Here is a 19,747-nt window from a genome sequence, read left to right on the forward strand (position 1 = left end):
AATCGTCTGGTCAGTGTTGGGAGCTGCGGCACCTCACTGAATGAGACTAAGACGGTATTGGGGCTGATCACGGGCCTGTCGGGGGACATGGAGAAGGTCATGACTGAAGTCCACAAGCGGAAAACCATGAAAATTTTGGGCGTCGTGGCCATCTGCGCTGCGGTTGCTGCCGGCGGCATCGGCGTCGCCACGGCCCCCAGCTGGGCGGAGCCCGCTTTCCAGTCGGAGTCTTCCAGCCCGGTCCGCAACGAACCGGGACTCGCTGCCCCTGTGGTCAAGGCGGTTGAGCTCGGCGTGACTCCCACAGACGGCGCCGCGGGCGTCAATCCCGCGGTTGCGCCGTCTGTCAAAGCCGTCAACGGAACGGTGAAGGACGTTGTCCTGGCAACGGCCGACGGCCGAGAACCCGTCAAGGGCACCTACAGTGCCGACGGTTCCACCTGGACCGCCCTTGACCCCCTGGAGTTCGACGCGGCCTACGAGTACGCCTTTACGATCGTGGACCAGGCGGGCCGCGAAACCAAGAAAACGCAGACCTTCAACACCGTGGCCACGGCAAACGAGGCCGACGCCGCCGTGTACCCGCAGAACGGTTCCACCGTCGGGTCCGGCCAGCCGATTGAAATCGTCTTCTCGGAGCCGGTGCTGAACAAGGCGGCCATGGAGAAGGCCGTCACCGTCACCTCGTCCTCGGGCCAGGCCGTCGCCTGGCGCTGGTATTCGGACCAGCGCGTGCGCATCCGGCCGGAGGCGTTTTGGGCATCCGGAAGCCAGGTCACTGTTGACCTGAAGCTGTTCGGCGTGGACTTCGGGAACGAGATGGTGGGCAACGTCGACACCAAGGTCAGTTTCAAGGTTGGCCCGCAGCGGGTGGCCGTCGTGGATGATGTCACCAAAACCATGAACGTCTTCTTTGACGGCCAACTGGTCAAGACCGCCCCCGTAACCCTCGGTGATGCCGAGTGGCTCTCGCCCACCGGCTACGCAGTGATCATGGAGCAGGAACGCCATTCCAAGTTCAATGCCGGGAGCATCGGACTGAAGCCCGGCGACAAAGGCTACTACCCGCCGCTGACCGTGGAATACGCCAACCGGCTCACCTCCTCAGGCGTCTACGTCCACCAGGCCCTCGAATCCGCCTGGAGCTACGTCGGCAAAGCAAACGTCTCACACGGCTGCGTCGGACTGCTGCCGGCTGACGCGGCCTGGTTCTTCAACAACATGAAGACCGGCGACGTCGTCCAGACCCTCAACACGGGCGCTCCGCCCGTGGAACCGCTGGAAGGCTACGGCGACTGGAACATTCCCTGGGCGCAGTACGCCAAGCGGTAGGACCTGCCCGCTACGGGGTGTCCCGGCTGTAGGGCAGGTGGTGCAGCCGTTCCCCCACGCCCGTGCTTCGTGTCCGGGCCCGGCTCAGCCTTGCCAGTTCCCGCTCTCGGCGTTCCACCAGGACTGCCGCCAGGTATTCTTCCGGGCCCGTGCCGGCCGGAGGCTGCGGCGCGACGCACGCTGAAACTTCGGTGGCCAGTGACGCCGCCATGGAAGCGCGCGACGCCGGCGACATCCGGCCTGCCTGGCGGATGAACTGCCCCGCACGGCGGGCGACGGCGTCCGGTATCCGGCCGATGTCAGCCAGGGCCGCCCAGGCCCGAAGGTGCGGCTGCACGAACGGCACGAACGGCGGGTCCGCCGGCACGCGGCGCCGGAGGGAGTATGTTCCTGCCACTACATCGCCGAGCCGCTTGGATTTGTCGCTAAACAGTGCGACGGCGATGGCCAGGCCGCCGAACGTCAGGTAGATCTCCAGGAAACCGACCAGCCCGCGGATCACAGCGTGACGGAAGCGGATGGCGCCGCCGTCGTCCCGCACTATCCGGAGTCCTGCCGCCAGCTTTCCCAGCGAGAGGCCGCGGGTGAGGGTTTCCACCGCCACCGGGAGGATCACGAAGCAGAAAACCACACTGACCAGAACCAGGGCGCGCGCGGCCGCCCCGTCCAGATCGCTGAAAGCCGACGAAATCACCGTCATCATCACCGTGAGCAGGAGGACGTTCGCAGCGACGTCCAGAATCAGGCCCAGTGCCCGCGCGGCGAAGGACGCCGGGCGGAGCTCCAGTACAACTGCTTCACCTGTGATGATTGAGCTCAAGCCGGGTCCCCGTCCCCTACACGCCGCCTACCGAACGCTCACAGTCTAATCCGGGCGCGCTAGGGTAGTGCCGTGGACATCGATGCGTTCTCCGCGGTCAACGGGGACAAATGGGCGCGGCTCTACGTGCTGGCGTATAAGCGCCGGCTCAACGGAAGCGAGGCCGACGAACTGCTGCGCCTCTACCAGGCCACGTCCGCCCACCTTTCCCTGCTTCGCTCAGTGGCACCCGAAAGCGGTCTGTCCGCCTCCCTGTCGGCCACACTGGCCCAGGCCCGCACCCGCTTCACCGGGGCCCGGTCCAACGTCATGGACGACCTCGCCCGGTTCTTCGTCATAGCGCTGCCGGCGGCGTTGTACCGGCTTCGCTGGCTCACCGTGTGGTGCGGTGTGGCGTTCTGCCTGGTCGCGGGCGCCTACGCACTGTGGATCGCGTCGTCCCCTGATGCGCTCCGTGCCCTCGGCTCGGATGCCGCCATCAAACAGTACGTGGAACAGGACTTCATCGACTACTACTCGGAGAACCCCGCAGCGTCATTTGCCGGTGCCGTCTGGACCAACAACGCCTGGATCTCGGCCCAGGCGGTGGCGTTGGGCATCACCGGCTTCTGGGTTCCCATGATCCTCTTCGGCAACGCCCAAGGACTCGGGGTCGCTGCGGGAGTATTCGCCGCCGTCGGCAAATCCGACATCTTCTTCAGCTACATCCTCCCGCACGGACTGATGGAACTCACCGCAGTGTTCATCGCCTGCGCGGGGGGCCTGAAGATCTTCTGGGCGCTGGTGTCGCCGGGACCCCGGACCAGGGGACAGGCGGTAGCGGCGGAGGGACGCTCCCTGATCACCGTTGCCCTGGGGCTTGTCCTGGTGCTGTTCGTCTCCGGCCTCGTGGAAGGCTTTGTCACACCCAGCAGCCTCCCGGTGTGGGCCAAGATCGGCATTGGGGCGGCTGTCCTGGCTGCCTACTGGATCTACGTCCTGGTGTGGGGCAGGCGCGCGTACCGCTCGGGTGCCACCGGAGACCTGGAAAGCGGCGACGCCGGATACGCGGCATTGGCTGCCTGAATACGTTACAGAACGGGGTGGCACCTGCCGCCACGGAGTGCCTGACGGTAGGCTCATCTGGAGATAAGTAGCGTTGCCTGGCGGTTCCCGGCGACGCGGACGCCTACGGAAGTGAAACTGCAGTGACTGAGAAGACGCCCACCCCGCCGAACCGGCAGGATCCGCACCTGGATCCGGCCGATGATACCGACGAACCCGCGTTCGACTGGATGAAGCCCGCGGGCGCAGGCACAGGGGCCGGGGCAACGGGAGCAACCCCGGCCGGAAACACCTCCCCCGGTGCGGGCAAGGAGCAGCCGGCAGCGTCCGCCGGCACCCCTGCGCGCGCCACGGGCGGTTCCCAGGCAGATGCTCCCCGGCCCGGTGCTCCCCGGCCGGGTGCTTCCCAGCCAGGTGTTCCCCGGACCGGAACGTCGCCGGCTGCTGCTGCGCCCCAGGCAGGCAGCCGTGCCGACCGCAAGGCCGCGGAAGCCGCCGTCGAGCCTGCTGCCGAACCACAGGGGAGGGGAACGCATTTCCGGGAGCCGCTGCCCACCTCCGCCCTCCAGGTGCGGCCGCCGCAGGATGAAGTGGAGCGCCGGAACGCCGAACGCGAGCTGGCGAACAACACCAAGCCCGTACTGCCCCGCGTGATGCAGGTCCTGCTTGCTGTCTTCTACCCGCTGATCCTCCTGGTCCTCGCCGTCCGGGCCGTCACCAGCCCGTTGTTCCTCTGGGTTGAATACAACCGACCAGGCTTCCCGGGCGACGGCTACGGCTTCAGCACCGACGACCGCATGACCTACGGTTCCTACGCGGTGGACTACCTCAGCAACTGGTCCGGTCCGCGGTATCTCGGCGAACTCGTGAACCGCAGCGGCGACGCACTGTTCCAGGAGGGCGAGGTCAGCCACATGACGGACGTCAAACTGGTCATCCTGTCCGCTTTCGCCGGCGGTGCGCTGCTGCTCCTGCTGAGCATCATCGCCATCATCTACCTGCGCCGCCGCAGCACCGGGGGCGTCCGCCGCGGCCTTTTTGCCGGCTCCATCGTCACCATCGTGATCATCGTCGGGCTCGGCACGTTGGCGGTGCTGGGCTGGCAGCAGTTCTTCACTGAGTTCCACCGCATCTTCTTTGCCAACGGGACCTGGACGTTCGCCCTGGATGACACCCTCATCCGGCTGTTCCCGGGCCAGTTCTGGGTTGACGCCGGGATTGTCATCGGTGCCCTGGTGCTGATCGCCTCTGTGGCCACCCTGGTCCTCACCTGGCCCACCCGGAAGCGCCGCGGAATTGCCAAGGACGCCGTGGCCAAGGATGCGGACGCAAAGGACGCAGCTGCCACCGACACAACGTCCAAGGACGCTGCCGACGGCGCCGCAGCGCACCCTGACGCCCAGGCAGGCCGCGGACGCGGAAATTCCGCCGCCCGGTAGGGAGGACACAGGACCACAGTGAAGGCGACCGGCACGCGTGCCGGTCGCCTTCACTGTTTGTTTAGCTGTACAGCCCGTTGATGTGTGCCTCAAAGTCGCGGACGACGGCGGCCCGCTTCAGTTTCAGTGACGGCGTCAGGTGACCGGACTCCACCGTGAAGTCAGCATCCAGCAGGACGAAGCTGCGGATCGACTCCGCCTTCGAGACCAGCAGGTTGGCCTGGTCGACTGCGCCCTGGACTGCCTCCCGGACGCGGGTATCGGCTGTGGCTTCGGCGAGGCCCAGGAGCGGGATCCGCTGGGCCGAGCACCAGTTCTCCAGGCCTTCCGGATCGAGGTTGACGAGCGCGGAGACGAACGGCCGTCCGTCTCCCACCACCACCGCCTGTGCCACGAGCTGGTGCTCCCGGATCTTTTCCTCGAGCGGCCCGGGTGCCACGTTCTTGCCCCCGGCGGTGACAAGGAGGTCCTTCTTGCGGCCGGTGATGGTGAGGAAGCCGTCTTCATCGAGCGAACCGAGGTCTCCGGTGCGCAAGAACCCGTCCACGAACGCTTCTGCGTTGGCGGCCTCGTTGGCATGGTAGCCCTTGAAGACGCCGATGCCCTTGACCAGGATCTCGCCGTCGTCGGCCACCCGGACGGTGGTCCCCGGCACGGGAATCCCCACTGTCCCCACCTTGGTCCGTGACGGGGTGTTGGCGGTGCAGGGGGCCGTGGTTTCAGTGAGGCCGTAGCCTTCCAGTACGGGAATTCCTGCGCCGCGGAAGAAGTGGGCGTCGTTGGAGCTCAGCGGGCTGGCGCCGGATACCGTGTACTTGACCTGCCCGCCGAAGGCCTGGCGGAGTTTGGGATAGAGCAGCCGGTCGAACACGGAGTGCTTGGCGCGGAGCATGAGCCCGGGTCCTTTGCCTTCTCCGCGGGCCTCAGCGTCGAGCGCCTTGGAGTAGTTGATGGCCACTGCGGAAGCGGCAGCGAACAGCCGTTCCTTTCCGGCAAGGGCGGCCTTGTGGGCGGCACCCGCATAGACCTTCTCAAAAATCCTGGGCACCACCAGCAGAAACGTGGGTTTGAACGTGGCCAGGTCCTCGAGCAGTTGCGCTGCGCTGGCAGTGTGGCCCAGGGTGACCCCGGCGCTGAGGCACACCACCTGGACGGCGCGGGCCAGGACATGCGCCAGCGGGAGGAACATCAGCGTCCGGGCACCTTCCTGCCGCAGGATCTCAGGAAGGAACCCCACAATATTGGTGGCCACCAGGGCGAAGTTGCCGTGCGTTATCTCGCAGCCCTTGGGCTTGCCCGTGGTTCCGGAGGTGTAGACCAGCGAGGCGACGTCGGCCAGGCCGGCCGTGCTGCGGTGCCGCTCCAGCTCCGAGTCAGTGACGCCGGCACCGGCGGCGGCGAGGCTGGCCAGGTTGGGTGCGCCGCCGTCGTCGTCCATCCGCACAACCGTCACCACAGCGTCGCCGAGCAGTTCCGACTGGGCCAGGACACCCGCCACCAACTCTGCCTTCGCCGGGTCCTCAACGAACACCCTGCGGGCGCCGGAGTCATGCAGGATCCATTCCACCTGGCTGGCGGAGGACGTTTCATACACCGGCACGGTGACGCCGCCGGCGAACCAGATGGCGAAGTCCACCAGGGTCCATTCGTACCGGGTTCCGGACATCACTGCCACGGTGTCGCCGGGCGCCAGGCCGCCGGCAATCAGGCCCTTGGCCAGTGCCACGACTTTGTCCAGGAACTGCTGGACGGGAATGTCAACCCAGCCGTTGGGGCCTTTGCGGGCATAAATTGCGTGGGACGGGTCCTTGGCGTGCTGCCCGAGCAGAAGGTCGGTCACGTTGCTGTCCTGGTCCAGCTCCACGAGCAGTTCAGTGCTTGCTTCTCTCACAGCCAGTCTCCGTTCCGGATCCGCGATTTTGGTTTCCCGGTACCCCGGTCCTTTGCCCGCGGCCCCCCTTGCCATCCTGCCCTAGATCCAGGACGGCATCCACATTCGGAACCGCCAATCCTGGTAGGGGATGATTTCGGCGGTCCAGATGGGGTAGAAGAACGCGGAGAGCAGCACCGCTCCGGCCACGAACAGGGCCACCAGGTAGAGCCCGGAACGCCGGCGCCACAGCGGGTCCTCCCGCCGCCCGAGCACCAGGCCCAGGCAATACGTCAGGGCGAGTACCAGGAACGGTTCAAAGGACACGGCGTAGAAAGTGAACATGGTGCGTTCTGGATACATGAACCAGGGGAGGTAGCCCGCGCCGACCCCGGCCAGGATGGCACCGGCCCGCCAGTCGCGGCGGCCGGCCCACCAGAACAGCAGGATCACCAGCGACACCGTGGCGCTCCACCAGATCAGCGGGTTGCCCACCGAGAGGATGGCGGACGTGCAGCTGGCAACATCGCAGCCGGGGCTTCCCTGCTTGGGGGACTCGTAGAAGAACGACGTGGGGCGCCCCATGACCAGCCAGCTCCAGGCACTCGCCTCATAGGGATGGTCTGAGCTGAGGCCCTGATGGAACTTGTACGCTTCCAGGTGGTAGTGGGCCAGGGACCGCAGCGGCCCGGGCACCCAGCCCCACTGTGCTGACGGGTTGGTATCCGCCCAGTGGCGGAAATACGCATCCTTCGACTGGAACCAGCCGGTCCACGTGGCGAGGTACACCAGGGCAGCCACCGGCACGATGCTCAGGAAAGCGGGGATCCCGTCCTTGATAATGCCGCCGCTGATCCATCCCCGGATGCCCGCGATCCGGCGGGCACTCAGGTCCCAGAAGACGGTCAGGAGCCCAAAGCCGGCCATGAAGAACAGCCCCGACCACTTGGTGCCCACCGCGAGTCCCAGGCAGACCCCCGCGGCGACGCGCCACCAGCGGATCCCGAGCCACGGCCCGGAGACCAACTGGATCACGGACGGCCTGCCGGTCGTGCCGGCGCCAGCCTGCCGTGCCAGCCTCACGGCCAGCCGCCGCCGTCCGTCGTCACGGTCCATCAGCAGTGCACCGAACGCGGCGAGGAGCCAGAACATCAGGAAGATGTCCAGCAGGGAGGTCCTGGACATCACCAGGTGGTGCCCGTCCACTGCCAGCAGGAGGCCGGCTACCGCCCCCAGCGTCAGCGAGTGGAAGAGCTTCTGCGCGATCAGGGTGATCAGGAGGATGGACAGCGTCCCCGTGAGCGCTGCCCCGAAGCGCCACCCGAGCGGGTTGTCCGGGCCGAACAGCCACATCCCGGCCGCGATCATCCATTTGCCCACCGGCGGGTGCACCACATACTCGGGGGAGGACAGGATGACGCCGGGGTTCCCCGCCACAAACGATTCGTTGGCCTTGTCCGGCCAGCTGCGTTCGTACCCGCTGATGAGGAACGAGTATCCGTCCTTCACGTAGTAGGTTTCGTCGAACACCAGGCTGCGCGGACTGTCGAGGCGGACGAACCGGAGGATGCCGCCGATCGCCGCCGTGATGGCCGGAATGAGCCAGAACCACAGCCGCAGCGACGGCGGATAGTCACGCCAGCTGCGGATGTCGCCGATCAGCCGCTCCTGCAGGGCGCTTTCCGTGAATGCTTCCCGCGGCCGGCGGATCCACCGGTGGCCCTCAAGGTTGCGTCCCAATGTCCCGGACGCCGGCTGCACCGGTTTGGCTGGGTCGGCCTCGACAGGAGGTACGGAGGTCTGGGTCACGTGCCCATGCTACCTTTTGGCGCTGGAAGAGCCTGCCAGCAGTAGGCTGGTTCTGTGGACCAACAATTCAGCACTTCCCGTTCTTCCCGCGCGAGCGGCTCCGACGACGCCGGCACTGCGCCGGAGGAAGGCTCCACGCCGGAGGCAGGTTCGACGCCGGAGGACGCGGCGGGTGCCATGGACGAGGCCTGGGCTCCCGCAGGGGAAGCGGCGGCCCGCTCCACGGACGGGCAGCCCGGCAGGATCGTGCTCGCGGCGACGCCCATCGGCAACGTCGGCGATGCGTCGCCGCGGCTGGTTGAACTCCTCACCACCGCTGACATTGTGGCCGCCGAGGACACCCGGCGGCTGCACCGACTGGTGCAGAACCTGGGAGTTGCCGTGTCCGGGCGGATCATCAGTTACCACGAGCACAACGAGGCGGTAAAGACCGCCGAACTCCTTGATCAGGTGCGGGCGGGGAAGACCATCGTGATGGTGACCGATGCGGGCATGCCTGCTGTCTCGGATCCGGGTTTCAGGCTGGTTGAGGGTGCCGTGGCGGCCGGCCTGACAGTCACCGCCGTGCCGGGCCCGTCGGCCGTCCTGACGGCACTCGCCCTGTCCGGCCTTCCCACGGACCGTTTTTGTTTTGAAGGATTCCTCCCCCGCAAGGCCGGTGAGCGCGCCTCCCGGCTGTCCGAACTCGACGCGGAACGCCGGACCATGGTGTTCTTCGAGGCGCCCCACCGGCTGGAACCGATGCTTCGGGCGCTGCGCGAGCGCTTCGGCGGCGACCGCCCGGCCGCTGTGTGCCGCGAACTGACCAAGACGTATGAGGAAGTCATCCGAGGCCCCCTGACTGACCTCCTTCGATGGGCGGAAACCAACGAGGTTCGCGGCGAAATAGCCGTCGTGGTGGGCGGGGCCCCGGAACGTGAGCCAGGCAAGCCGGAGGACCATGTGGCCGCCGTCAACGGCCTGATTGCCCAAGGCATCAGGCTGAAGGAAGCCGTGGCGGCTGTGGCCGAGGACGCAAAAGTCTCCAAGAGGGAGCTATATTCCGCCGTCCTGGCAGCGCGCTAAATCAGCCACGCACCTTGTGCAGCTGCACAGCAAAGTCCGCCATGCCTAGTGCGCACATGCATAGACGCTCCGGATCACGCGGCAGTACCGTGGCTGTAAAGCAGCCGAGAGCTGAACCCATCCCCAACCCCAATTGCTGACGAGGGAGTCATCGTGACTGTAACTGCACAGCCCACTGTTACTGCGGAGCGCGAGAGCGAGCTGCTGGCCTCTGTTCCCACCGGCCTGCTGATCAACGGCGAATGGCGCCCGGCCGCGTCCGGGAAGACGTTCGACGTCGAGGATCCCGCCACGGGCAAGGTCCTGCTCAGCATCGCCGACGCCGGCCCCGAGGACGGCAAAGCCGCCCTCGACGCCGCCGCTGCCGCCCAGGACTCTTGGGCCAAGGTCCCGGCCCGTGAACGCGGGGAGATCCTGCGCCGCGCCTTCGAGATGGTCACGGCCCGGGCCGAGGACTTCGCGCTGCTGATGACCCTGGAGATGGGCAAGCCCCTCGCCGAGGCCCGGGGCGAGGTCACCTACGGCGCCGAATTCCTGCGCTGGTTCTCCGAGGAAGCCGTCCGGGCCTTCGGCCGCTACTCGGTGTCTCCGGACGGGAAGTCCCGGCTGCTGGTGACGAAGAAGCCGGTGGGCCCGTGCCTGTTGATCACGCCGTGGAACTTCCCGCTGGCGATGGCCACCCGCAAGATCGCCCCGGCCGTGGCCGCGGGCTGCACCATGGTGCTGAAGTCCGCGAACCTGACTCCGCTGACCTCCCAGCTGTTCGCCGCCGTGATGCAGGAAGCCGGCCTGCCCGCCGGTGTCCTGAATGTCATCCCGACTTCGACGGCCGGTGCCACCACCGGGCCTTTGATCAAGGATCAGCGGCTGCGGAAGCTTTCCTTCACCGGTTCCACCGAAGTGGGTCGCCGCCTGCTCTCCGACGCCTCCGAGACGGTGCTGCGGACCTCCATGGAACTCGGCGGGAACGCCCCGTTCGTGGTGTTCGAGGACGCCGACGTCGACGCCGCCGTCACCGGTGCCATGCTGGCGAAGCTGCGGAACATGGGCGAGGCCTGCACGGCCGCGAACCGGTTCATCGTGCACGAGTCCGTCGCGGACGAGTTCGCGGAGAAGTTCGCCGCGAAGATGGCGGACATGACCACCGCCCGCGGCACCGAGCCGGAGTCCAAGGTTGGCCCCCTGATCGATGCCAAGAGTCGGGACAAGGTCCACGAGCTCGTCACCGACGCCGTGGCCTCCGGTGCGGTGGCTGTGGCCGGCGGCGGTCCGGTGGACGGTCCGGGCTACTTCTACCAGCCCACGATCCTCAAGGGCGTCACCGAGGGCACACGCATCCTGTCCGAGGAAATCTTCGGACCCGTCGCACCGATCATCACCTTCGGCACCGAGGACGAGGCGGTCCGCCTGGCCAACAACACCGAATACGGCCTGGTGGCCTACGTCTTCACGAAGGACCTGAACCGCGGGATCCGGATGGGCGAACGCCTCGAGACCGGCATGCTGGGCCTGAACGCCGGCGTCGTGTCCAACGCGGCCGCACCGTTCGGCGGCGTCAAGCAGTCCGGCCTGGGACGCGAAGGCGGCCTCGAAGGCATCGAGGAATACCTCTACACCCAGTACATCGGCATCGCAGACCCCTACGCCGGCTAAGCCCGACGCAGGCCAGTCAGCAGCCTAGCCCCGCCGCAGCCGCCGCAGGCCGTCGCGCACCGTCCGCCAGGACCGCGCGGCGGCCTGCGTCGTTGTGGCTGCGGCCCGGGTGACGGCCCGGAACGGAGCGCCGGCCGCGTGCCCCCAGCGATTCATGACCGACGGCGGCAGCCACTCCGCCCGCAACCGGCGGGCCGGGCGCGAGTGCCTGCGCAGGGCTGCCTGGACCGCGGTAATCCTCTCGGCCGCGGGTGGCACCGACGCTTCGGACGGTGCGGCGCCAGCGTCAGCTCGGCCGGCGGGCGGGCCATACTGCCGGCGTTCAAAGTCCGCGGTGAGCGAGGCGACCGCCCGGATGCCGGCGCCGTCCCCGCCGTCGCGCGCGCCAAGCGCACCCGATCCGCGAAGCCGGCGGGAGAAGTGCCGCGGAGTTTCACTGACGCCGGGAGCCAGTCCGTAGTCTGTGGCAAGGTCCCGCAGTTCAGCCCACGCAGCAGCAGCGGGGTTGCCACCCGAGGACGGTGCGCCCCTGAGCCGTCGGGACCGCAGCCCGGCGCGCACCAGCCGGGGCGCGGCAACGAGCAGGGCAAGCACCAGGACCCCGGCGGCTCCATGGAGCGGCAGCGTCAACGGGTGCCCTGCTTCACCGGCCGAGTCCAGGCCCGGCAGCGGCGCCGGCGTGGCGCTTGGTGTCGCGGCCGGCGTGGCGGCGTTGGACGGGACCAGGTCGTCGTTGTTTTCGTTGGTGCTGGCACCGCCTGGAGTGGAGGCCTGCGACGCGTAGTCCGGCACCACTCCACGCGAGGGTGTGGGTTCGAACGCTACCCAGCCGAGGCCTTGGAAATACAGTTCGGGCCAGGCATGCGCGTCCCGGGAATCGACCTCGTATTCCGTCAGCGCCCCTTGCCCGGGGACCGAAACCGTGGCCCCCGTGGACCGGCCCGGGGCATAGCCCACAGCGATGCGGCTGGGGATTCCCTCCAGCCTGGCCATGACGGCCATGGCCGACGCGAAATGGATGCAGTAACCGCTCTTTTGGGCCAGGAAGTCCGCGAGCACGGAGAGTCCGTTGCCGTCGTAGCCACCCTGGACCGGGGACTGCAGGGAATACGTGAACTCGACGGAACGCAGGTAGTTCTGGATGGCCATCGCCTTGGCGTACGGCGTGCTGCTTCCCCCGGTGACGGTATCCGCCGTCCTGCGCACAATCTCCGGAACGTTGTTGGGCGTCCGGACGAACTCCTCCGAGATCCCGCGCACCGGAGCCGAGGACTGGGACAAAAGCTCCGGAGTGAGCCTGGGCGCAGACGACTGCACCACGTACTGCTGGTTCCGTGAGTTCGTGTCCACGCCCTTGATGCTCAGCGTGGCCGGATCCCAGCTCCACCGTCCGGCCAGCCCGTTGACCGCATCCGGAGCATACGGCACCGGCAGGTACGGGCTGGTGAAACGGCCGGTATTGACGGCCGTGACCTGGCGGACCTGCTCGTCTGCGAGGATCTCATACCCGGCGTCCATCCTCCCGACCCCTACCCGCCGGGAAGCGTCGCGGTCGTCCGGTGACCACGAATCCCCGTCGAACCGGTCCACCGTGACGGACCGCATGTACGGGGGCCTGCTGGCACTGGTGGCATAGGTGATACGCCCGTCGCCGGAGGGGCTCCGCAGGCTGCTGCCCAGGCTGATCATGGGGTTGAGCCCGGTGGCCGAACCCCACGGATTCAGCCTGGAACCTTGCGGGAACGTGCCCTGGTCGAAGCCCGGGACGGCGAGGGGGAGGAGGAGCGTGATCACCAGCGCCATGCCGCCGGTAAGGGCTGCGCGGCGGAACTGACCCGGATTGCGGGCGGTGTCTGCCGTGATGCGGTTGTCAGGGGCGAACCACTGGCTGCAGGCAAGGATCACCAGGTAGCCGCCGGCCGCTGCGGCAAACCCCCACACCCCGACGCTCTGCGGCTTGACCATGGCCGGCACCACGAGGACGGCCACGAGACCCAAACCGCTGGTTGCTGGCAGGGCCAACGGCACTGCCAGGGCATCCACCAGGATCACCACCAGGCCCAGGACCGCGCAGGTGACCAGTACTATGCCGGCGTTGGGCGCAACCGGGGAGCTCTCGGCCAGGACGGTCTCGCTTGCCCGCCGCAGGTATCTGCCCAGCTGCTCCATGGTGTCGCCGGACGGAATGAACCCGGCGATGCTGTACCGGCGGAAGAACGTGAAGGTCAGGATGAAAACGAGGGACGCAAAGCCGCCCAGCGCCACGAGGAACGGTTGCGCGCGAAGCGACCTCAGTGCCGCCATGGCCAGGGCCACCACACAGACGGTGGTGAGCACCGGGGGATACCAGGCCCATCCACGCAGCACGCCGTTCAGGGAGACTGCGGCACCGGCGACCGCAAGGGCGACGGCCGCCGCCATGGCCCACGGCTGCGCACCTACGCGGCGCCACCGTGCGGCCGGAGCCGGTGACGGTGCAAGGACCTCAGGCGCGCGGCCGGTGTCCGGACCCTGGCCGGAACGCCGCTGGGGAGTCAGGGTCATCGGCTGACCCCCGTGCCCCGGCGCACGTCCGCGGCGGCCGTGGCGGCAGCCGCGTCGCGCTGGTCGAAATAGGACCATGCCGCAGGCACCGATGTGCCAGGGGTAACGGCCACGGCCCGCCAGCCGCCGGACCTCAGCGACTCAAGAGCCGCCTGGCATTCGGCCGGGTGTTCGGTGACCACTACCGCGAATGCATTGGCGCCGAACCCGGCAGCCGCGGACAGGGCGCGCGCCTCTGCTGCGTGCAGATGTCCCAGGATGGCCATGACGGGGCCACGCTGCCTGTGGGCGGAGAGCTTGTCCATGAGCCGGTCGTCGAAGGGCCTGTGGCCTGATTCGGGCGCTGCGGCATGGTGCGCGCCGGAGAGCTGGATGGCCGCCAGGCTCTCGGCAATGGACTGCAGGCCGGCGGACCCGGTGTATTCCTCGGCCTCGGGTTCGGGGGCGGAGGGCGAATGCAGGAAGGCAGGTTCTCCCGCGGGATCCAGGAACCGCAGGGCATAGTTTCGTTCCGCCAGGTGCGCGCTGACAGACATCGCGGCGGTAACGGCCCACTCGAACGTATCGCTGGTGACCAGTTCGTGGCCGTCCTCGCCGGAGGTGGCGGAGAAGGCAGCACCCGGTCCGCGCGCAAAGGCCGACCACCGGTGGTCCAGGATGATGGTGGCCTCCGGCGTGGTAACGGATTCCTCCTGCCGCACCATCAGTGCACCATGCCTGGCCGTCGCAGCCCAGTGCACCCGGCGCATGGGATCCCCGTGGCGGTATTCGCGGGTCATGACGTCGTCGTCGCTTGGATTCGCCCGGATCCGCGTGGCAGTGACGCCGTCGTTCCCGCGCGCGCCGGCAAGTCCCGTCGCGGGGAGTTCGACGGCGGCGGGTGTCACGGTCAGCGTGTCGCCGTCGTCGATCGCGTGGCGGTGCAGCGAGAGGCCGAAGGGGTCGATGAACTCGGCCGTCACCGGGCCAATCACAAACTGTCCCCGCTTGCCGGACCGGAGATGGTATTCGTACCGGCTGGTCCCGCCGGCCGCAGAGCGGGACGGGAACCGGAAAGCCGGCGATTCGCCGAACCGCGAGGGGAGGCGTTCCTCCATGATCACCTGCCCCGCGGCCGCGCCGGTACGGGCCACGGCGAGCCGCACGGTGGTGGTCGAGGAGGTTTCCACGCTGGCGGGGCTGAATTCCCGGTACACCTTGAATCTGGGTTTGAGGATGCGGATCCCCGCGAGTGAGACCAGCGGGAGGACAAACAGAAGGATGCCCAGCGTGAGCAGGTCGCGGCGGCCCATGACCTGCGCGGCCAGCAGCGAAACCACGCCGGACGCCAGCAACCCCCAGCCGCGCGTTGTGAAGAGGTGTCCAGGGAGCTTGTCCATGAGGGCCATCGGGGTGTTTTCGGCTAGCGCGTACGCCGCTGGTCCGGGCCGCTTCGCGGGCTGCCGCCCCGGGACGGTACCGCGGACATCTCCTGCGGCACCGGCAGCTTCGCCAGGATGCCTCGGATGACGCTGTGCGGAGTTTCACCCGTACTGGCGGCCTTGCGGTCAAGGATGATCCTGTGCGCCAGCACGGATTCGGCAACACCGACGACGTCGTCAGGGAGGACGAAGTCCCGGCCGTCCAGCGCAGCGGTGGCCTTCGCCGCCCGCAGCAGCTGGAGCATGGACCGGGGACTGGCGCCGAGACGGAGCATGGCACTTTCGCGGGTGGCGCGCCCCAGCGACACCGTGTACTCCTTGACGGCCTGTGAAACGTAGACCCGCTGGACAGTGGCGATCATGGCGGCCACATCGGCCGCGGTGACGACGGCGGTCACCCGCGTCAGCGGCGACGTCGCCTGGTGCGTCTCCAGCATCTCAATCTCGGAGTCCTTGTCCGGATAGCCCATGGAGATCCGGGCCATGAAGCGGTCCCGCTGCGCTTCCGGCAGCGGGTAGGTCCCTTCCATCTCAATCGGGTTCTGGGTGGCCACCACCATGAACGGCTCATCCAGCTTGTAGGAGTCCCCGTCCACGGTCACCTGGTGCTCCTCCATGCATTCCAGGAGCGCGGACTGCGTCTTAGCCGAGGCCCGGTTGATCTCGTCACCGATGACAATGTTGGCGAACACGGCGCCGGGCCTGAATTCGAACAGCCGCGAGGCCTGGTTGTAAATGGAGACGCCGGTGACGTCCGAGGGCAGGAGGTCCGGGGTGAACTGGATCCTGCTGACCGAACAGTCAATGGTGCGGGCGAGTGTCTTCGCGAGCAGCGTCTTTCCCACGCCGGGAACATCTTCGAGGAGCAGGTGTCCCTGGGCAAGGAGGACCGTGAGGGCCAGCTTCGCCGCCTCCGCCTTTCCGTCGATCACCGTGTTGATGGCTGAGAGGATGCGCTCGCTGGCGTTGTGGAAGGCCTCCGCATCCATGGCAGTCGGCCGGGTTCCGTTGAGCTGGTTTCCAACAACCCCCGCACCGCCGGGGAAGCCCTGCCCTTCCGGGAGCGCTTCATCTACTGTGGTGCGTCTGTGGGAATCCATCGGCAGCCTTTCAGCCCTCGGGAAAGCCTGGCACGGGGTGGCAAGGACTGCGCGCCCGCCGCCGGGCCTTCGCCCGTATGCCTACCAGACTACTAACACAACTGCCGGAGCTGACAGAGAGTTCCGGTAATTCCCGGCAGGATGCGGAATGCCCGGGCGGCTAGGGTAGAAGGATGAACACCCCGTTGACGCCAGCCCCGTTTCGCGTGCCCGGAAGCGACGGCTCCGGCCGGCACGGCTATCCGCCCGCTCCGGAGCCGCTGCCCGTCCCGGTCATGGACAACCACACGCACCTGGACTTCCCCAACAGCGACGTGACAGTGGACGTGGCCGCTGCCCTGGACGTGGCCGCGTCAGTGGGCGTGCAGGGAGCGGTGCAGGTTGGCTGCGACCTGGAATCCTCCAGGTTCACGGTGCAGGCCGTGGACCTGGACCCGCGGCTGCTCGGCGCGGTGGCCATCCACCCCAACGACGCCCCGGACTATGCAGTCCGGGGGGAGCTGGAGGATGCCCTGGCGGAGATCGAGGCCCTGGCTGCGCACCCACGGATCCGCGCCATCGGCGAGACGGGACTTGATTTCTTCCGCACCGAGGGGGAGGGGCTGCTGCACCAGCGGTACTCGTTCCGCCGCCACATCGACATCGCCAAACGCCTCGGGCTGACGCTACAGATCCACGACCGGGACGCCCATGACGACGTCGTCCAGGTTCTGCGCGAAGAAGGACCCCCGGAACGGGTGGTGTTCCATTGCTTCTCCGGGGACGAACAACTCGCCCGGACGTGCAACAACGAAGGCTGGTACATGTCCTTCGCCGGCACGGTGACGTTCAAGAATGCGGCCAACCTGCGCGCGGCACTTGCGATCGCAGATCCGGCCCGGGTCCTCGTGGAAACTGACGCGCCGTTCCTGACCCCGCATCCATTCCGGGGCCGGCCCAATGCCAGTTACCTGATCCCGCACACCGTCCGGACCATGGCCGAATTGACAAGCACCGAGTTGTCCCGGCTGTGCTCCCAAATCGCCGAAAATTCCCTGCGGGCATACGGATCCTGGGACTGACAGCGGTCCCGCTCAGCCATCTGTCAGGAATACCAGGTATGCATCAAATCTTGGCTGCTTTATAACGCTTCGGTTACAGTGGAAAACTATTAGCCGGGGTCGGGGAAGGCCTTCGGATAATTTCGCTCAGTTCCAGACCCGTCTCACGGCGGGTCCGGTGAGTCCTGAGTGTGGCGGCGCACACGTCTGCTGCAAACAGCCGGACCGTGTCCGGAGTTGCCCTGAGGGTGTTTGCGTCGGTGGGTGATGTGCGTTTTTCCCCGTGCCCGGATGGTCCTAGAGTTACGGGCAATCGTGGTCAAGTTCTTCACTTCGGACGGTAAGTTCAGTTTCGTCAAGGTCGGCGCTCAGCTGGTTGTGCTCTCTGCACTCGTGCTGGGCCTGGTGGCCTTCGTAGGCAACAACAAAACAGTCACCCTGAATGTGGACGGCAAAGTCAGCTCTGTCCAGACGTTCGGCGGGACGGTAGGCCAAGTGGTCAAGAGTGCCAAGGTGGAGCTGCAGGCCGCGGACCGGGTATCCCCGTCGGCGGACGCCCGCGTGGAGGATGGCTCGGTCATCAACGTCAATCTTGCCAAGGCAGTGAAGATCAGCCTCGACGGGGCTGAGAAGACGATCAACACCACGTCGGCCAACGTCGAAGGGCTGGTCACCGAACTCGGCGTCGCCAGTGCCTCGGAAGTCTCCGCGCCGAAGGACGCCCAGCTGGCCGTCTCCGGTTCCTTCGTGGCCATTTCCACACCCAAGACCGTCAGCATCCTCGCGGACGGCAAGGCGTCAAAGACCACCACCACTGCGGCAACCGTAGCGGAAGTCCTCAAGGACGCCGGCGTGACCGTCGGCGCCGGCGACAGGCTTTCCCAGCCGCGTAACGCGCACGTCGTCAACGACATGGCGATCAAGGTGTCCCGGGTGGATTCCTCCAAAACGGCCGCCACGTCCGAAGAGGTTCCCTTCGAGACGCTGAGCTCCGAAAGCTCCGACCTCTTCGTGGGCGAGAAGAAGGTTACCCAGGCCGGTGTTCCCGGCAAGGTGGATAAGAACTTCAAGCTGGTGCTGGTGGACGGCCGTGAAGCCTCCCGGACCCTCGTGTCCGAGACCGTCTCCGTCCAGCCCGTGACCGAAAAGGTCTCGGTGGGCACCAAGGAAAAGCCCAAGCCCGAAGCGGCAGCTTCGAGCGCCGGTGCGAACACCGGTGCAGCAGCACCCGCCATGATGAATGAAGCCATGTGGGACAAGATCGCGCAGTGCGAATCCACCGGCAACTGGTCCATCAACTCCGGCAACGGCTACTACGGCGGTCTGCAGTTCGACATCCAGACCTGGATCGGTGCCGGCGGCGGTGCCTATGCGCCCAACGCCAGCCTTGCCACCAAGGCCCAGCAGATCGACATTGCCAACCGCGTTTACGCGCAGCGCGGACTTTCCCCCTGGGGTTGCGGCTGGGCAGCGACCAGCTAATAGCCGCTGCAGCGAGCATTTCCTCCTCCTGACAGCCGCGGCGGCTGACCACCGCCGCGGGTGAATCGAAGGCCGGGTCCGGATAACGGACCCGGCCTTCGCCGTGCCCCGTCCCAAGTGGGCCGAGGAGCTTCACGGGGGCCGCCGCCGCCGGCCAACGGGATAGGATACCTAGGTGACTGAACCGACCCCCGCCGCCTCCGGCACCGCGCCCGCAGCCCTGTTTGGCGCCTCAGATGTCCGCCGGCTCGCCGAGGAAATCGGAGTCCGTCCCACGAAGACCCTGGGCCAGAACTTCGTGATCGACGGCAACACCATCCGCCGGATCGTGGCCGCCGCCGGCATCCACGCCGATGAGACCGTCCTCGAGGTCGGTCCCGGCCTGGGGTCGCTCACCCTGGGATTGCTGGACGCCGCAAAGTCCGTCGTCGCCGTCGAAATCGATCCGGTCCTTGCCGCCAAACTGCCGGGCACAGTGCAGCAGTGGCGGCCGGACGCCGCCAAGGACTTCCACCTGGTGCTGGCGGACGCCATGAAGGTCACGGAACTGCCGGTGGAACCGACCGCCCTCGTGGCAAACCTCCCGTACAACGTGGCGGTGCCGGTGGTGCTCCATCTCCTGCAGCACTTCCCGAGCCTGCGGCACGGCCTGGTCATGGTCCAGGACGAGGTGGCGGACCGGCTTGCCGCCGGCCCCGGCTCCAAGACCTACGGCGTGCCTTCGGTGAAGGCGGCCTGGTACAGCGGCATGCGCAAGGCCGGCGTGATCGGCATGAACGTCTTTTGGCCGGCTCCCAAGATCCACTCCGGGCTGGTCGCCTTCACCCGCCGGGAACCTCCGGCCACCACCGCCACCCGGGAAGAGGTGTTCGCCGTCATTGACGCGGCCTTCGCCCAGCGGCGCAAAACCCTGCGGGCCGCCCTGGCCGGCTGGGCCGGCAGCGCTGCCGAAGCCGAACGCTGCCTCCGGGCCGCCGGCGTCGACCCCACTGCGCGGGGCGAAGTGCTCGATATCACAGCCTTCGCACGGATCGCCGAAGCCCGCCAGACCCGGCAGGCGTGAAGTGACAGGCCGCTGCCGTATGCGCGGTCCCTTGAGGATGCATGCTTGGAGCCTGACGCCGCCAT

General features: G+C 67.4%; 14 protein-coding genes. 8 read left to right on the top strand and 6 right to left on the bottom strand.

Going from position 1 to position 19,747, the window contains the following annotated elements; translation table 11 throughout:
* Nucleotides 1-99 precede the first annotated feature (99 nt).
* Nucleotides 100-1,332, top strand: a complete 1,233-nt coding sequence (locus AC1MDG_RS06145; RefSeq protein ID WP_479808147.1) for a L,D-transpeptidase — start codon at nt 100-102, stop codon at nt 1,330-1,332.
* A 10-nt stretch (nt 1,333-1,342) separates the two neighbouring features.
* On the opposite strand, the gene AC1MDG_RS06150 is transcribed toward AC1MDG_RS06145, so the two are convergent.
* Nucleotides 1,343-2,152: an RDD family protein gene (locus AC1MDG_RS06150; RefSeq protein WP_479808148.1), complete on the bottom strand. Its 810-nt coding sequence runs from the start codon at nt 2,150-2,152 to the stop codon at nt 1,343-1,345.
* 72 nt (nt 2,153-2,224) lie between these two features.
* Here AC1MDG_RS06150 and AC1MDG_RS06155 point away from each other — a divergent pair, with 72 nt between their 5' ends.
* Entirely contained in the window at nt 2,225-3,217 is a 993-nt protein-coding gene (locus AC1MDG_RS06155) for a stage II sporulation protein M (protein WP_479808149.1), read from the top strand.
* A gap of 122 nt (nt 3,218-3,339) precedes the next feature.
* Nucleotides 3,340-4,635, top strand: coding sequence for a TIGR01906 family membrane protein (locus AC1MDG_RS06160; RefSeq protein ID WP_479808151.1), 1,296 nt, complete (start codon nt 3,340-3,342; stop codon nt 4,633-4,635).
* A gap of 61 nt (nt 4,636-4,696) precedes the next feature.
* On the opposite strand, the gene AC1MDG_RS06165 is transcribed toward AC1MDG_RS06160, so the two are convergent.
* Both AC1MDG_RS06165 and AC1MDG_RS06170 read right to left on the bottom strand, forming a co-directional pair.
* Nucleotides 4,697-6,526, bottom strand: a complete 1,830-nt coding sequence (locus AC1MDG_RS06165) for an AMP-dependent synthetase/ligase (protein ID WP_479808153.1) — start codon at nt 6,524-6,526, stop codon at nt 4,697-4,699.
* An 81-nt stretch (nt 6,527-6,607) separates the two neighbouring features.
* Nucleotides 6,608-8,314 carry a dolichyl-phosphate-mannose--protein mannosyltransferase gene (locus AC1MDG_RS06170; protein ID WP_479808155.1) on the bottom strand — a complete coding sequence of 569 codons (1,707 nt, stop codon included), beginning with the start codon at nt 8,312-8,314 and terminating at the stop codon, nt 6,608-6,610.
* Between the two features lie 177 nt (nt 8,315-8,491).
* Here AC1MDG_RS06170 and rsmI point away from each other — a divergent pair, with 177 nt between their 5' ends.
* Nucleotides 8,492-9,379: a 16S rRNA (cytidine(1402)-2'-O)-methyltransferase gene (gene rsmI, locus AC1MDG_RS06175; protein ID WP_479809030.1), complete on the top strand. Its 888-nt coding sequence runs from the start codon at nt 8,492-8,494 to the stop codon at nt 9,377-9,379.
* A 153-nt stretch (nt 9,380-9,532) separates the two neighbouring features.
* Nucleotides 9,533-11,032 (top strand): NAD-dependent succinate-semialdehyde dehydrogenase, encoded by a 1,500-nt coding sequence (locus AC1MDG_RS06180; RefSeq protein ID WP_479808156.1) that lies wholly within the window; start codon nt 9,533-9,535, stop codon nt 11,030-11,032.
* 24 nt (nt 11,033-11,056) lie between these two features.
* Here AC1MDG_RS06180 and AC1MDG_RS06185 read toward each other — a convergent pair whose 3' ends face one another.
* From AC1MDG_RS06185 to AC1MDG_RS06195, 3 genes are read right to left on the bottom strand one after another with little or no spacing between them, the layout of a single operon-like run.
* The gene (locus AC1MDG_RS06185; RefSeq protein WP_479808158.1) at nt 11,057-13,576 is read right to left on the bottom strand and encodes a transglutaminase TgpA family protein; all 2,520 of its coding nucleotides are present in this window, start codon (nt 13,574-13,576) and stop codon (nt 11,057-11,059) included.
* Complete coding sequence (locus AC1MDG_RS06190; protein WP_479808160.1) at nt 13,573-14,964, bottom strand: DUF58 domain-containing protein; 1,392 nt, start codon at nt 14,962-14,964, stop codon at nt 13,573-13,575. The genes AC1MDG_RS06185 and AC1MDG_RS06190 overlap by 4 nt, the downstream gene beginning before the upstream one ends.
* A gap of 14 nt (nt 14,965-14,978) precedes the next feature.
* Complete coding sequence (locus AC1MDG_RS06195) at nt 14,979-16,097, bottom strand: AAA family ATPase (RefSeq protein WP_479808162.1); 1,119 nt, start codon at nt 16,095-16,097, stop codon at nt 14,979-14,981.
* Between the two features lie 173 nt (nt 16,098-16,270).
* Between AC1MDG_RS06195 and AC1MDG_RS06200 the strand changes: the two genes are divergently transcribed.
* The 3 genes from AC1MDG_RS06200 (at nt 16,271) to rsmA (ending at nt 19,682) form a co-directional block, all read left to right on the top strand.
* Entirely contained in the window at nt 16,271-17,158 is an 888-nt protein-coding gene (locus tag AC1MDG_RS06200; RefSeq protein WP_479808163.1) for a TatD family hydrolase, read from the top strand.
* A gap of 270 nt (nt 17,159-17,428) precedes the next feature.
* A complete protein-coding gene (locus tag AC1MDG_RS06205; RefSeq protein ID WP_479808165.1) occupies nt 17,429-18,619 on the top strand; it encodes a ubiquitin-like domain-containing protein in 1,191 nt (396 codons plus the stop codon).
* 175 nt (nt 18,620-18,794) lie between these two features.
* The gene (gene rsmA, locus AC1MDG_RS06210; RefSeq protein WP_479808167.1) at nt 18,795-19,682 is read left to right on the top strand and encodes a 16S rRNA (adenine(1518)-N(6)/adenine(1519)-N(6))-dimethyltransferase RsmA; all 888 of its coding nucleotides are present in this window, start codon (nt 18,795-18,797) and stop codon (nt 19,680-19,682) included.
* Nucleotides 19,683-19,747: the final 65 nt, after the last annotated feature.

The sequence above is a fragment of the Arthrobacter sp. AIWTK1 genome (assembly GCF_056680535.1).

Bases quoted from the DNA above. Each gene is read 5' to 3' on its own strand.
- AC1MDG_RS06205 (WP_479808165.1), top strand. From the start codon at position 17,429: ATGGTCCTAGAGTTACGGGCAATCGTGGTCAAGTTCTTCACTTCGGAC.
- AC1MDG_RS06200 (WP_479808163.1), top strand. From the start codon at position 16,271: ATGAACACCCCGTTGACGCCAGCCCCGTTTCGCGTGCCCGGAAGCGAC.
- AC1MDG_RS06185 (WP_479808158.1), bottom strand. From the start codon at position 13,576: ATGACCCTGACTCCCCAGCGGCGTTCCGGCCAGGGTCCGGACACCGGC.
- AC1MDG_RS06195 (WP_479808162.1), bottom strand. From the start codon at position 16,097: ATGGATTCCCACAGACGCACCACAGTAGATGAAGCGCTCCCGGAAGGG.
- AC1MDG_RS06190 (WP_479808160.1), bottom strand. From the start codon at position 14,964: ATGGCCCTCATGGACAAGCTCCCTGGACACCTCTTCACAACGCGCGGC.
- rsmI (WP_479809030.1), top strand. From the start codon at position 8,492: ATGGACGAGGCCTGGGCTCCCGCAGGGGAAGCGGCGGCCCGCTCCACG.
- AC1MDG_RS06145 (WP_479808147.1), top strand. From the start codon at position 100: ATGACTGAAGTCCACAAGCGGAAAACCATGAAAATTTTGGGCGTCGTG.